12 protein-coding genes are annotated in these 12,627 nt (G+C 74.5%); 7 read left to right on the top strand and 5 right to left on the bottom strand.

All coding sequences use genetic code 11. The features are described 5' to 3' along the window. Positions 1 to 30: 30 nt before the first annotated feature. Complete coding sequence (locus ACFUVW_RS03935) at positions 31 to 1,722, top strand: acyltransferase (protein ID WP_430570047.1); 1,692 nt, start codon at positions 31 to 33, stop codon at positions 1,720 to 1,722. A gap of 109 nt (positions 1,723 to 1,831) precedes the next feature. Here ACFUVW_RS03935 and ACFUVW_RS03930 read toward each other — a convergent pair whose 3' ends face one another. Further along, entirely contained in the window at positions 1,832 to 2,608 is a 777-nt protein-coding gene (locus ACFUVW_RS03930; RefSeq protein WP_430570046.1) for a class I SAM-dependent methyltransferase, read from the bottom strand. A 93-nt stretch (positions 2,609 to 2,701) separates the two neighbouring features. Here ACFUVW_RS03930 and ACFUVW_RS03925 point away from each other — a divergent pair, with 93 nt between their 5' ends. Beyond that, the gene (locus ACFUVW_RS03925; RefSeq protein ID WP_430570045.1) at positions 2,702 to 3,742 is read left to right on the top strand and encodes a D-2-hydroxyacid dehydrogenase family protein; all 1,041 of its coding nucleotides are present in this window, start codon (positions 2,702 to 2,704) and stop codon (positions 3,740 to 3,742) included. On the opposite strand, the gene ACFUVW_RS03920 is transcribed toward ACFUVW_RS03925, so the two are convergent. Both ACFUVW_RS03920 and ACFUVW_RS03915 read right to left on the bottom strand, forming a co-directional pair. Beyond that, positions 3,649 to 4,122: a hypothetical protein gene (locus tag ACFUVW_RS03920; protein ID WP_430570044.1), complete on the bottom strand. Its 474-nt coding sequence runs from the start codon at positions 4,120 to 4,122 to the stop codon at positions 3,649 to 3,651. The genes ACFUVW_RS03925 and ACFUVW_RS03920 overlap by 94 nt on opposite strands. Before the next feature lie 43 nt (positions 4,123 to 4,165). Beyond that, on the bottom strand, positions 4,166 to 5,116 hold the full coding sequence (locus tag ACFUVW_RS03915) for a helix-turn-helix transcriptional regulator (protein WP_430570043.1): 951 nt from the start codon (positions 5,114 to 5,116) through the stop codon (positions 4,166 to 4,168). Positions 5,117 to 5,261: 145 nt separating this feature from the next. Here ACFUVW_RS03915 and ACFUVW_RS03910 point away from each other — a divergent pair, with 145 nt between their 5' ends. Together ACFUVW_RS03910 and ACFUVW_RS03905 are read left to right on the top strand one after the other, a co-directional pair. Next, the gene (locus ACFUVW_RS03910; RefSeq protein ID WP_430570042.1) at positions 5,262 to 6,386 is read left to right on the top strand and encodes an epoxide hydrolase family protein; all 1,125 of its coding nucleotides are present in this window, start codon (positions 5,262 to 5,264) and stop codon (positions 6,384 to 6,386) included. A gap of 103 nt (positions 6,387 to 6,489) precedes the next feature. Then, on the top strand, positions 6,490 to 7,338 hold the full coding sequence (locus ACFUVW_RS03905) for a siderophore-interacting protein (protein WP_430570041.1): 849 nt from the start codon (positions 6,490 to 6,492) through the stop codon (positions 7,336 to 7,338). Between the two features lie 45 nt (positions 7,339 to 7,383). On the opposite strand, the gene ACFUVW_RS03900 is transcribed toward ACFUVW_RS03905, so the two are convergent. Next, the gene (locus ACFUVW_RS03900) at positions 7,384 to 8,094 is read right to left on the bottom strand and encodes a GntR family transcriptional regulator (protein ID WP_430570040.1); all 711 of its coding nucleotides are present in this window, start codon (positions 8,092 to 8,094) and stop codon (positions 7,384 to 7,386) included. 159 nt (positions 8,095 to 8,253) lie between these two features. On the opposite strand from ACFUVW_RS03900, the gene ACFUVW_RS03895 reads away from it, so the two are divergent. Further along, positions 8,254 to 9,672 (top strand): MFS transporter, encoded by a 1,419-nt coding sequence (locus ACFUVW_RS03895; protein WP_430570039.1) that lies wholly within the window; start codon positions 8,254 to 8,256, stop codon positions 9,670 to 9,672. Continuing rightward, entirely contained in the window at positions 9,669 to 10,703 is a 1,035-nt protein-coding gene (locus ACFUVW_RS03890; RefSeq protein ID WP_430570038.1) for an L-idonate 5-dehydrogenase, read from the top strand. Before ACFUVW_RS03895 ends, ACFUVW_RS03890 begins: the two co-directional genes overlap by 4 nt. 35 nt (positions 10,704 to 10,738) lie before the next feature. Here the strand turns inward: ACFUVW_RS03890 and ACFUVW_RS03885 are convergent, their stop codons facing one another. Then, complete coding sequence (locus tag ACFUVW_RS03885; RefSeq protein WP_430570037.1) at positions 10,739 to 11,215, bottom strand: hypothetical protein; 477 nt, start codon at positions 11,213 to 11,215, stop codon at positions 10,739 to 10,741. 80 nt (positions 11,216 to 11,295) lie between these two features. Between ACFUVW_RS03885 and ACFUVW_RS03880 the strand changes: the two genes are divergently transcribed. Beyond that, positions 11,296 to 12,561 carry an amidohydrolase gene (locus ACFUVW_RS03880; RefSeq protein WP_430570036.1) on the top strand — a complete coding sequence of 422 codons (1,266 nt, stop codon included), beginning with the start codon at positions 11,296 to 11,298 and terminating at the stop codon, positions 12,559 to 12,561. The last annotated feature ends 66 nt before the right edge of the window (positions 12,562 to 12,627 follow it).

The following is a 12,627-nucleotide window of genomic DNA, read 5'->3' as shown; positions in this document are numbered from 1 at the left end:
GCACGTCCGTCGACGAACGAAGGGGTCGAGATGACCGTGCGAACGCACACGCAGGAACCGGTGACGGCCGAGCTCGATCGGGCCGCGCTCGACTTCACGCCCTGGCGGTTCTGGGCCGACGCGGACGACGGGCAGCGGGAGCGTCAGCTCGCCCTGCAGGCCGGGCTGGGCCGCGAGCGGGGGTACGTCCTCGGCGAGCGGTGCTTCGTGTCCGAGCAGGCGTCCGTGACGAACGAGGTCCTCGAGCTCGGCGACCGCACCTACGTCGCCGCCGGCGCCTACGTCAGCGGCAGCATGCGCGCGGGCCGCGACTGCAGCCTCAACCCGTACACGGTGGTGCGCGGCGACGTGCGGCTCGGCGACGCCGTCCGGATCGGCTCGCACACGTCCGTGCTGGGCTTCAACCACTCGATGGACCCGGAGACGGAGGTGCACCGCCAGCCGCTGACGTCCGCGGGGATCACGGTCGGCGACGACGTGTGGATCGGCTCGCACGTCGTCGTGCTCGACGGCGTCACGGTGGGGGACAAGGCGGTGCTGGCCGCGGGCGCCGTCGTCACCAAGGACGTGCCCGCGGGCGCGGTGGTGGGCGGCAACCCCGCGCGGCTGATCCGCTGGCGGGTGCCGCCGGCCGGCGGCCGGGCCGGCACCGGACTCGCGCTGCAGGTGCGGGACTTCGGCGACGTGGCCCGCGAGCAGGCGCGGGCGCTGCTCGACCGGTGCTGGGACCCGGCGTCCGGGCTGTTCGTCGACGCCCCCGGCAAGGCCCCGACCGTCCGGGCACAGTGCGACGCCGTCGCGATCGCGGACCTGCTGCTCGCCGGGGCGCCGCCGCAGCTGCCGGCTCACGAGCAGGTCGCCCGGCTGCGGTCGTGGCAGGACCCGGCCACTGGCATGGTCGGCGAGCTCGGGGCCGACCTCGCGCCCGCGCCACCCCGACCGGGCCTGTTCGACCCCGCCGCCGGCTACCACGTCCTGTCCGTCGGGTACGCGCTCGACCTCCTCGGCAGCGCGTTCCCGCACCCGGTCGCCGTCGTCGCGGAGGCGACCCCGCGCGACGTGATCGACGGCCTCGAGCGGCAGGACTGGCACGCGGGCGCCTGGTCGGCCGGTCACTGGGTCGACATCCTCGGCACGGCGATGCACTGGAACCGCCGGGCCGGCGTCGCCGGGTCGCCGGGGGCGCAGGAGGCCCTGCTCGGGTGGCTGCTGACGCACGCGGACCCGCGCACGGGTATGTGGGGCACGCCGGGCGGGGCCGACGGCCTGCTGCAGGTCGTCAACGGCTACTACCGGGCGTCGCGGGGCACGTTCGCGCAGCTCGGGCTGCCGGTGCCCTACCCCGAGCGGGTCGTCGACACGGTGCTGGAGCACGCCCGCGACCCGCGGTTCTTCCGGCCGGAGCGGCAGAACGCGTGCAACGTGCTCGACGTCGCCCACCCCCTGTGGCTCACCCGCGGCGCCGGCCACCGCGGCGACGAGGTCGTCGAGCTGGCCAGGGACCTCCTCGGGCAGGCGCTGCGCCGCTGGTCGGACGGCGAGGGCCTCGCCTTCCAGGCCGCACACCCGTCCACCGCCGGCACCCCCGCGACGACGCCGGGCCTCCAGGGCACGGAGATGTGGCTCGCGATCGTGTGGCTGCTGGCCGACCTCGCGGGCCTGTCCGACGAGCTCGGCTACCGCCCGCGCGGGGTGCACCGGCCGGAGCCCGTCGACGGGTGACGGGGCCGGCCGACCGGGGCACATGACAACACGTGCGCGCGCCGGCTCGAGATGGTGGGGCAGGCCTACCTGGCCGTGGCGCAGCCGGCCTGAGCCGGCGTGCCGTCGGTCAGGGCTTGCGGGCGGTGCAGCGGAAACGGGCCTGCGTGACGTCGACCGGCCCGGAGCGGTGCAGCGCCACGAGCCGCTCGGCGTGTGTCGCGACGTCGAACCCGGGCACCGTCCACGGTGTGAGGGCGAGATAGGTGACCACCGCCTCGACGTCGGCGAAGCGGAGCCGCCCCCGCCACTCGTCAGCGACGTCGACGGTCAGCCCCGCCCGCTCCAGGTCCGGGCGCGCACGGTCGAGCCGGACGTGCGGGTAGAGCGACTCCGCACCGAACCCGTCGCGCAGCTCGAATGCGTCACGCCCGTCCACCTGCTGGGTGAGGAAGACGCCGCCAGGGGCTAGGACGCGCGCCACCTCGACGGCGTCGTACGCCTCGTGTCGCGCCATGAGGACGTCGACCGAGCCGTCGGCGAACGGCATCCGGGGGCCGGCCTCGGCGTCGTACGCCAGCACCGGCACTCCGTACGGCGCGAGCCGCTCCCGCGCGACCGGCTCGTTCGGCGCCCAGCCCTCCGTCGCGACCACCGTCGCTCCGGACCTGGCCGGCAACTGGTCCAGCAGCGTGGACAGTCGCTCGCCCCCGCCCGTTCCCAGATCCACGACCGTGCCGTGCAACGCGCGCCGCATCGCGGCGAGGCAGTCCGCCTCGAAGTCCCAGGGCAGCTCGTCTGACGTCGTCGCGCCGTTGAGGACGGTGAAGTCCCAACCGACCATGGTCGTGCGGCGATACAGGTCGGCCAGCCTGGTCACGAGGTCGTCGGCGCGGTCGTCCGTCATCGGGCGAGACTAGCCACGCGCGGCCGCGAGCCCGCAGCCGTTTCCGGGTAGCGTCGGCCCCGTCCGAGAGCCGGGCAGAACGAGGAGGTCACCGTGCGCGTCGCCGTCCTGGACGACTACCAGCGTGTCGCCCACCGTTTCGCCGACTGGGCGAGCCTGGGCGCGGAGGTCGACTTCCTCGACCGTCCGCTGCCCGACGACGACGCGGTGGCCGCGGCGCTCGCGGGGTACGACGTCGTCGTCGCGATGCGGGAGCGGACGCCGTTCACCGCGGCACGGCTGGCGCGGCTGCCCGACCTGCGGTTGCTGGTGACCACGGGGCGGCAGAACGCGGCGATCGACCTCGACGCGGCGCGGGAGCGCGGCGTGGTCGTGTGCGGCACGGAGTCCCCGACGAACGCGACGCCGGAGCTCACCTGGGCGCTGATCCTCGCCGTCCTGCGGCACGTGCCCGCCGAGGACCGCGCGATGCGCGACGGCGGGTGGCAGCACACCGTCGGCGGCGACCTGGAGGGCCGGCGGCTGGGGATCGTCGGGCTCGGGCGCCTCGGCACGCGCGTGGCGCGGGTCGGGCAGGCGTTCGGGATGGACGTCGTCGCCTGGAGCCAGCGGCTCGACCCGGCGACGGCCGCGGAGGCCGGGGTGCGCGCCGTCGCGAAGGACGAGCTGTTCGCGACGTCGGACGTCGTCACCGTGCACTACAAGCTGAGCGACCGCAGCCGCGGCATCGTGGGCGCCGACGACCTGGCGCGCATGAAGCCCGGCGCCGTGCTCGTCAACACCTCGCGCGGCCCGCTCGTCGACACGGGCGCCCTGCTCGCCGCGCTGCACGACGGCAGGCTCGGCGGGGCCGGGATCGACGTGTACGACGTCGAGCCGCTGCCCGCCGACCACCCGCTGCGCTCCGCGCCGCGCACCGTCCTCACGCCGCACCTCGGCTACGTCACCGAGGCGACGTACCGGACCTTCTACGGCCAGGCCGTCGAGGACGTCGCCGCGTGGGCGGCGGGGGGGGCCGGTGCGGGTGCTGACGTAGGTCGTCAGACCGACATGCCCATGCTGTCGAAGGACGACGTGGTGGAGAACACCGTGAAGAACGTGCCCGCCATGAAGAGCAGGATGAACACGACGTAGAGCACCGCGAGCGACGTGAAGACGATCGACAGCCACAGCCCCCACTTGCCGAGCACGTTGTCGTAGCCGGCCTTCTTCGACTCCGACAGCGCCATCGCGGACACCACGATGCCGGCGGGCGCGATGACGAACGCCAGCACGAAGCCGACGATGCCCATCGTCTTGCCGGGCGGCTCCGGGGCGTAGGCGGGATACGCCGGGTACGGCGCCTGGGGGTACTGGCCCTGCGTGTACTGGCCCGGCGCGGCCGGGTAGCCCTGCTGCGGTGGCGCCTGGTCGGGGTATGCCTGGCCGGGGTACGCCTGGTCGCCGTAGCCGGGCTGGGGCTGCTGCGGGCTCGGCTCCTGGTACGGCTGGCCGGGCGGGTACGGATCGCTCACCGGCACAGTCTGACGCAGCGCGGGTCGCAGGTCGAGCACGTCGTCAGCCCGGGACGGCGCGGGCGTAGCGCGCCGCCAGCACGCGCAGGTGCTCGACGAGCTCGGGCGGCTCGGTGACGTGGAAGTCGAGGCCGAGCAGGCCGATCCAGACCGCGACGACCTCGGCGCTGTCGCCGCCCGTGACCAGCACGGACCGCCCGTCGGGCAGGGGCTGGACCGTGCCGACCGCGGGGTTGATCCGCGCCAGGACCTCCTGCGCCGGCGCGTCGACCACGACGCGCGCGTGGAACGCCCATCCGGTGCGCGCGACCTCCTGCACGACGAACGTGGTGAGGTCGCCCGGGAACTCCGCGGGGGTGAACCGCCGCCCGCCGGGGGTGCGCAGGCGCAGCCAGTCGACGCGGTACGGCGCCCAGGTGCCGGTGGCCGGGTCGCGCGCCACGAGGAACCACCGGTGCTGCCACGCGACCAGGTGGTGCGGCTCGAGCTCCAGCGGCTCGCCCTGGTAGTCGCAGCGCAGGCCCTGGTGGTCGCGGATGGCGGCGGCCAGGGCGGTGAGCTCCTCCGGGTCCACCTCGGGCTCGTCGGTGTACGGGCCGGTGTTCGCCGGCCCGGCCGTCGAGGCGGTGCGCAGCGCCGAGACCCGGCGCCGCAGGCGGTCGGGCAGCACCTGCTCCAGCTTGGTGAGCGCGGACTGCCCGGACTCCTCGAAGCCCGCGGTGCCGGTCGCGGCGCGCAGCCCGACGGCGACGGCGACCGCCTCGCCGTCGTCGAGCAGCAGCGGGGGCAGCCGCGCGCCCGCGCCCAGCCGGTAGCGCCCGCCGGGGCCGCGCGCGGCGTGGACGGGGTAGCCCAGCTCGCGCAGCCGCGCGACGTCGTTGCGCACCGTGCGGTCGGTGACGTCGAGGCGCTCGGCGAGCTCGGCGCCGGACCAGTCGGGGCGGGCCTGGAGCAGGCCGAGCAGGGCGAGCAGCCGCGCGGACGTGGAGCCCATCGAGACCTCCGGAGGGTCGCCGGGGACGTGCCGAGAACTCGTCGGAACCTGTTCAGAATAGAGGAACGAACCGTTCCTGAACCGTTCCTACCGTGGGGTTCAGGAGCTGGGGCACGGGCCCGGCTCACCACCTCGGGAGAACGCCATGAACGCCACGACCCGCCTCGAGCTCAGCCCCTTCACCGCCTCCGTCCCGCAGGCCGACCTGGACGACCTGCAGCAGCGCCTCGAGCGCACCCGCTTCGCGCCGGCCGCCCCGGGCGACTCGTGGGAGTACGGCACCCCGGAGTCGTACCTGCGCGACATGGTCGAGCGCTGGAAGGGCTTCGACTGGCGCGCCGTCGAGGCCCGGCTCAACGCCTACCCGCAGTTCACCACCGAGATCGACGGGCAGCCGCTGCACTTCCTGCACGTGCGCTCGCCGCACCCGGACGCCACGCCGCTGCTGCTCGCCCACACCTACCCCGGCTCGGTGCTCGACTTCCTCGACATGATCGACCCGCTCGTCGACCCCGTCGCCCACGGCGGGCGCGCCGGGGACGCGTTCGACGTCGTCGTGCCCTCCATGCCCGGCTTCGGGTTCTCGACGCCGCTGGTCGGGGAATGGACGATGGCGCGGGTCGCGCGCGCCTACGACGCGCTTATGCGGGGCCTCGGCTACGACGCGTACGGCATCCACGGCAGCGACGGCGGGGCGATGGTGTCGCGCGAGCTGGCGGTACTCGACCCCGAGGGCTTCCTCGGCGCCCACGTGCTGCAGCTGTTCTCGTTCCCGTCCGGCGCGGAGGGGGAGCTGGACGGGTTCGGCGAGAAGGAGCTCGCTGCCCTCGGGCACCTGCAGTGGTTCCGGTCCGTCGGGGCGTACAACGTCATGAACGCGTCGCGGCCCCAGACGATGGCGGCCGGCCTGGCCGACTCGCCCGTCGCGACGCTGGCGTACCACGAGCTCTTCGAGAGCTTCGGCAACGGGACGTCGCTCGTCCGCCCGGAGCAGGTGCTGGCGCAGGCCACGCTGTACTGGCTGACCAACACGTACGCGACGGCCGCGCGGTACCACTACGCGGAGCAGCGCTCCGGCGCCGAGCCAGTCGTGAGCACCGGCCGGATCGGCGTCGCCGTCTTCAAGGACGACTTCCAGACCATCCGCGCCCTCGCCGAGCGCGACAACGCGCGCATCGAGCACTGGTCGGAGTTCCCGCGCGGAGGCCACTACGCCGCCCTGGAGGTGCCCGACGACGTCGTCGCCGACCTGCGGGTCTTCTTCGGCTGAGCCTTTCGGCCGTCACTTCGGCAGGCGGTGGATCTGTTCGGCAGGGGAGGGTGCCGAACAGATCTGCTCCGTGCCGAACGGATCGCCATGGTGGAATCGAGGCGTGTTCTCGCGACCCCGCACCCGTTTCGACCTGGTCCCCCGCCGCGTGCGCGTGCACGCCGTCACCGAGCTCACCGGCACGGTGCGCCGCACCACGTTCCGCGACGTCGACGGCGCGGACCCTGCCGCCGCGACGTCGCTCGCGGCGCTGCGCGCGCCCGGGCCGGAGGACCACGTCAAGGTCTTCCTGCCCGACCCCGCGACCGGCGAGCTGCACGCTCCCACCCTCGCCGCGGACGGCGGGCTGCAGCGCCCGACCGGCGTCGTGTCCATCTCGCGCGACTACACGGTGCGGGCCACCCGCACGGTGGACGGCGTGGCCGAGCTCGACGTCGACTGGGTGCTGCACGGCGACGAGGGCCCGGCCTCCGCGTGGGCGTCGCGGGCCGCCGAGGGCGACGAGGTCGTGCTCGCCGGCCCGCGCGGAAGCGTGGGGGTGCCGGACGGTATCGGCCGGCTGACCCTGGCCGGCGACGAGACCGGCCTGCCGGCCCTCGCCCGCTGGGTGGCCGCCGTCGGGGCGGACGTCCCGGTGACGGCGATCGTCGAGATCGGCGACGACGTCGACGAGGTGTACGTCGAGGACGAGCTGGACGGCGCGACCGTCGAGGTCCTCTACCGCACCGATGGGCCCGGGCAGCTCGCCGAGGCGGTGCGCTCGCTCGGCGGGCTGGAGCCCGACGAGCTGTTCGTCGGGCTCGGCGAGGCCGACGACCTGGTGCCCGTGCGCCGCCACCTCCGCCGGGAGCTGGGGCTGCCCGCCGAGCAGGTGCACGTCTCCGGGTACTGGCGGCGCGGCACGGTGAACCTCGACCACCACCTGCCGATCGACCCGAGCGACCCGGACTGACCCGGCCCGGGTCCTGAGGTCAGGCCCCGAGGTCAGGCTCCGAGGTCAGGTCCAGACGGCGACGCTGCGGCGCACCGGGACCGAACCGGCGTCGGACGCGAAGAGCTCGGGGGAGCGGGCCCGCACCTGCTCGATGTCGTCGAAGACGGCGCGCAGGTGCGAGCGCAGGACGTCGTGCGCGGTCGTGCGGTCGCCCGCGACGAGCGCGTCGAGGATCTGCTGGTGCTGGGAGACGAACGCGTCCGGCGGGGTCTCGTTGAGGCCGAGGCGACGGGCCCGGTCGAGGTGCGCCTTCGCGGACGCCACCGTGCCCCACGCGCGGGCGTGCCCGGAGAGCCCCAGCAGCCCGCGGTGGAACTCCTCGTCGAGGCGGAAGAACTCCTCCACGTCGATGCCCGACCGGTGCTGCTGCTCGAGGTTCTCGCGCAGGGCAGCGACACCGTCGGCGTCCGGGGGGTCGGGGACGGCGGCGAGCGAGGCGAGCTCCACCGCCTCGCGGACGAACTGGGCGTCGGCGACGCGCTGCGGGTCGACGCGCGAGACGAACGAGCCCACCTGCGGGAACACCTGGACGAAGCCCTCCTCGGACAGCAGGAGGAGGCTCTCGCGCACCGGGGTGCGGCTGACGCCGAGGCTCGCCGCGAGCTCGTTCTCGGAGAGCGCCGAGCCCGGGGGCAGCTCCAGCGTGACCACCTTCTGGCGCAGCGTCTCGTGGACCGCACGGCGTGCGGTGCGGCGACCGCCCGGAAGGCTCATGGCCGTCACTCTAATCGACCTCCCCGCGCCGACCGTGGGGTTCGGCAGCCGGCTGACAGTTGGTTGACAACCTGAGGTTCCAGTACTTGTATACCAGTACTGCCATGAAAGTGGGTGCCCGCACCCTGCCGGCGCAGCCGCCGGCCACGACGGTCGACCATGACGGTCGGCGACGCGAAGGAGCAGACCGTGACGCACGAGTCCACCACCAGCCCTCCGGGGCAGCGGTCCACCAAGGACCTCACCCGCGCCGCCGTCTCCGGATGGCTCGGCACGGCGATGGAGTTCATGGACTTCCAGCTCTACTCGCTCGCCGCCGCGATCGTGTTCAACCGGATCTTCTTCCCGGACGTCAGCCCCGCCATCGGGCTCATCGCCGCGATGGGCACGTACGGCGTCGGATACGTGGCGCGGCTCGCCGGCGCGATCTACTTCGGCCGGATGGGCGACCGCATCGGCGCCAAGCGGGTGCTCGTCATCACCATCACGCTCATGGGCGTCTCGACCACCCTCATCGGCGCCCTGCCCACCCACGCCGTCATCGGCATCTGGGCCCCGATCCTGCTCGTCGCGCTGCGGATGATCCAGGGCTTCGGGGCGGGCGCGGAGATCGCGGGGGCGACCGTGATGCTCGCGGAGTACGCGCCGGCGCGGAAGCGCGGCCTCATCGCGTCCCTCGTCTGCCTCGGCACCAACTCGGGCACGCTCGCCGCCTCCGCCCTGTGGGCGCTGCTGCTGGCCGTGCTGAGCGAGGAGCAGCTCCTGTCCTGGGGCTGGCGCCTCCCGTTCCTGCTGAGCTTCGTGCTCATGATCTTCGCCGTGTGGCTGCGCCGCCGCCTCAAGGAGAGCCCGGTGTTCGAGCAGCGGTCCGACGTCGTCGACGGCGTGGCCCTCTCCCGTGACGAGCTCGCGGCCGCCGACCGCTCCGCCGGCTCGGAGGGGGAGCGCAGCACCCTCGAGGCCGCGCTGCACCAGCGCAAGGGCAAGGCCTTCTTCCTGGCCCTCGCCCTGCGCTTCGGGCAGGCCGGGAACTCCGGCCTCGTCCAGACCTTCCTCGTGGGCTACATCGCGACCACCGTGCTGGTGGACGAGTCGGTGGGCACCACGGCCATCGCCATCGGCTCGCTCGTCGGCTTCGTGACCATCCCCGTGGTCGGCCTGCTCGGCGACCGCTACGGCCGCCGCCCGGTGTACACGGCGATGACGGTCCTGTCCGTGCTGGTCGCCGTGCCGGGCATGCTGCTCGTCACCACCGGGAACCCGGTGCTCGTCGTCGTCGCCGTGGCGCTGCTGCTGAACGTCGCCGTGCTGAGCCTGTTCTCGCTCGAGAGCGTCACGATGGCGGAGCTGTTCGGCGCCCGCACCCGCTTCACGCAGCTCGCCCTCGCCAAGGAGCTCGGCGGCATCCTCGCCACGGCGATCGGCCCGGTCGTCGCGGCCAGCCTCACCGCGCTCACCGGCCACTGGTGGCCGATCGCGGCGATGCTCGTCGCGTACTCGCTCATCACGCTGGTGGCGGCCCGGATCGCGCCCGAGGTGCGCGGGCGCGACCTCGTGCGGCTGGAGGACGCGGTATGAGGGCCGTCGTGGTGCACGGCGCCGGCGACGTCCGCGTGGACGACCGCCCCGACCCCGTGCCCGGTCCGGGCGAGGTGCTGCTCGCCGTCGAGTGGGGCGGCGTCTGCGGCTCCGACCTCGCCTACTGGCGGCACGGCGCCTCCGGGACGGCCGTCCTGCGCGCCCCGCTGGTGCTCGGGCACGAGATCGCGGGGCACGTCGTCGCGACGGGGCCCGGCGTCGACGGAGTCGACGTCGGCCTGCGCGCCGCGGTGCATCCCGCGACGCCGGTCGGCGCCGAGCCGCTGCCGGCCCGCCTCGCGGGCCGCACCAACCTGCACGCCCAGGTCCGGTACCTCGGCTCGGCGGCCTTCGACCCGCACACCGACGGCGGGTTCGCCGAGCGGGTCGTGGTGCGGGCCGACCAGCTGCGTCCCCTGCCCGGCGGCGTGAGCACCCAGCACGGGGCGCTCGCCGAGCCGCTCGCCGTCGCCATGCACGCCGTCGCGCGCGCCGGCGACCTGCACGGCCGGCAGGTGCTCGTCAACGGGTGCGGCCCGATCGGCGCGCTCGCCGTGGCGGCGGCCCGCCGCGCCGGAGCGGCGCGGATCGTCGCGGCTGACGTCGCCCCGGCGTCGGCGGCCGTCGCCTCCCGCATGGGGGCGGACGACGCCCGCGTGCTCTCCGAGGGCGACACGCTCCCCGAGGACGTCGAGGTGGTGATCGAGGCGTCCGGCGCGCCGGGCGCCCTCGCGGGCGTGCTGCGCGCGACCGCGCGGGGCGGCACGCTCGTGCAGGTCGGCAACCTGCCCGGCGGCGAGGTCACGGCCGTGCTCGGCGACCTCGTCACCCGGGAGATCACCTGGGTGGGCTCCTACCGCTTCGTCGACGAGATCGCCGACGCGATCGAGGCGATGGCCGCGGGGCTCGACGTCTCGCCCGTCGTCTCGCACGTCTTCGGCGTCGACGACGCCGAGAAGGCGCTCGCCGTCGCCGCCGACCGGTCGACCGGCTCCAGCAAGGTGATGCTGCGGCTCGGCGAGCCCGCGTAGCGGGCCCCTCCGTCGTGCCCGAGGGCGCCGCCGCGTCAGGCGGCGGCGCTCTCCGTCTCCCCGCGCAGGGCGTCGATCTGCTCCTGCAGCGTGGACAGCAGGTCGGCGACCTGGTCGGAGCCGTTCTGGCGGGCCTCGTCGGTCACGTGCTTCACCTCGGCGGACGCCGCCTCGAGCGCCACCTGGGCGTCCTCGAGCGCGACCACCGCGCCGTCCTGGGACTGCTCGGCCCGCGCGAGCGCGTCGCGCGCCTCGTCGGTCGCGGCCTGGGCGGAGGCCATGGCGTTCGTGACGTCGGTGCGGAGCTCGTCGGGGATGCCGGTCACCTGCTCCTCGATGCGCTGCAGGTCGTCCTCGATGGCCTCGGCCTGGCTCTGCGCGTCGGCGATGAACTGTTCGACGTCGGCGGGGGCGGAACACGCGCCGAGCATCATCGCGAGCGCGAGGAGGCTGGCTGCGGCGAGACGGGTCGTCGTCTTGCCCTTCGTGGTGCTCGTCGTCGCTGACGTCATGCCCACGATTCTGCACTGCCGAACTGAACATTCCCTTATGGCGTCGTGGAGATCTTGCACACAGCGGGCACGATGACGCCATGAGCGCGCTGACGACGGCCGAGCTGACGGCGATCTACACCGACCTGCACGCCCACCCGGAGCTCGGGTTCGCCGAGCATCGCACGGCCGGGATCGTGGCCGACCGGCTCCGCGGCTGGGGCTACGAGGTGCACGAGGGCATCGGCGGGACCGGCGTCGCCGGGGTCCTGGCGAACGGCGCGGGGCCGCGCGTGCTGCTGCGCGCGGACATGGACGGCCTGCCGGTCACCGAGCAGACCGGGCTGCCGTACGCGTCGACGCAGGTCACGACGACCGCCGACGGCCAGGAGGCGGGCGTCATGCACGCCTGCGGCCACGACGTGCACGTCACCTGCCTGCTCGGCGCCGCGGCCGAGCTCGCCGCGCGCCGGGACGTGTGGTCGGGCACGCTCCTCCTCGTCTTCCAGCCGGCTGAGGAGCTCGGCAACGGCGCGCGGGCCATGCTCGACGACGGCCTGTACGCGACGGTCGGCGGCGCGCCCGACGTGGTGCTCGGCCAGCACGTCATGCCCACGCCCGCCGGCGTCGTCAGCGTGACGCCGGGGGTGGCGATGTCGGCGACCGACTCGCTGCGGATCACGCTGCACGGCCGCGGCGGGCACGGGTCGATGCCGGAGACCACCGTGGACCCGGTCCTCATGGCCGCGGCCACGGTGCAGCGGCTGCAGGGCATCGTGTCCCGCGAGGTCGCGGCGGGCGACTCGGCGGTCGTGACGGTGGGCGCGGTCCGCGCCGGGACGCAAGCCAACATCATCCCGGACCGCGCCGAGCTGCTCGTCAACGTGCGGACCTTCACGGAGCCGGTGCGCGAGCGGGTGCTGGGCGCGATCCGGCGCATCGTCGCGGCCGAGGCCGCCGCCTCGGGCGCCGTCGACGCTCCCGAGGTCGAGACGATCACCACCTTCGCGGCGCTGGTCAACGACCCGGACGCGGTCGAGCGCACCCGCCCGGTGCTGGCCGCCGCGCTGGAGGGGCGGCGGGGCCTCGTCGAGTCGGTCGGCGGCCGCCCCGCGGTGCTCACCCTGCCGCCGATGCCGGCGTCGGAGGACGTCGGCGAGCTCGCCACCGACGCCGGTGCGCCCCTCGTGTACTGGTTCCTCGGCGGCTTCGACCCCGCCCGGTTCGCCGGCGTCGACCTGGCGGCCGGCCGGCTCCCCGAGGGCGTCGCGTCCAACCACTCGCCGTTCTTCGCCCCGACGCCCGAGCCGACCCTCGACCTGGGGGTCGCCACCCTGGTCGCCGCCGCGCAGGAGTGGCTCGACTGAGCGGGGGCCGTCATCGAGCGTGCTGACTTGATCCTCAAACCCGCCGATTGAGGATCAAGTCAGCAC

The sequence above is a fragment of the Isoptericola sp. NPDC057391 genome, from assembly GCF_042668085.1.
Lineage (GTDB): Bacteria > Actinomycetota > Actinomycetes > Actinomycetales > Cellulomonadaceae > Isoptericola.
The sequence above is the reverse complement of the archived record's forward strand: the minus strand, read 5'-3'. Positions and strand labels throughout refer to the sequence as shown.